The following is a 339-nucleotide window of genomic DNA, read 5'->3' as shown; positions in this document are numbered from 1 at the left end:
CTCAATACCGTCCAAACCCGCGACCAGATAAGTGCGAATTATGGTTATGGCAGTTCGACCAGTGAGCATATCCGCCATCTGGGCAGCGAGGTGAATGTCGGCGGTGCGCTGACGGCCAACGTCGACAACCTGACTGCGGTGGGGGCTAACATTAACGCCGGCACGGTGGATGTGCAGGCGCAGAACATTAACCTGAGTGCAGCGACCGACAGCCTGCACGTCACCGGCGAATCGTCGAGCAAGCGCCATACCAGTTCAGTGGATCTCTATGATGAAACCCTGCGCGGCAGCCAGTTGAACGCCACCGGCGATATCAATTTGCAGACGGCAAAAGACATC

At 57.2% G+C, this 339-nt stretch carries 1 protein-coding gene; it reads left to right on the top strand.

Annotated elements, in window-relative coordinates:
* A partial coding sequence (locus V1952_RS22620) for a hemagglutinin repeat-containing protein (RefSeq protein WP_420075645.1) occupies nucleotides 1-339 on the top strand: 339 nt, incomplete at both ends.

Origin of the sequence: Yersinia sp. 2542 StPb PI (genome assembly GCF_048593855.1) — a bacterium.
Classification (GTDB): domain Bacteria; phylum Pseudomonadota; class Gammaproteobacteria; order Enterobacterales; family Enterobacteriaceae; genus Yersinia; species Yersinia enterocolitica_E.
This window is presented reverse-complemented; position numbering and strand designations above follow the sequence as displayed.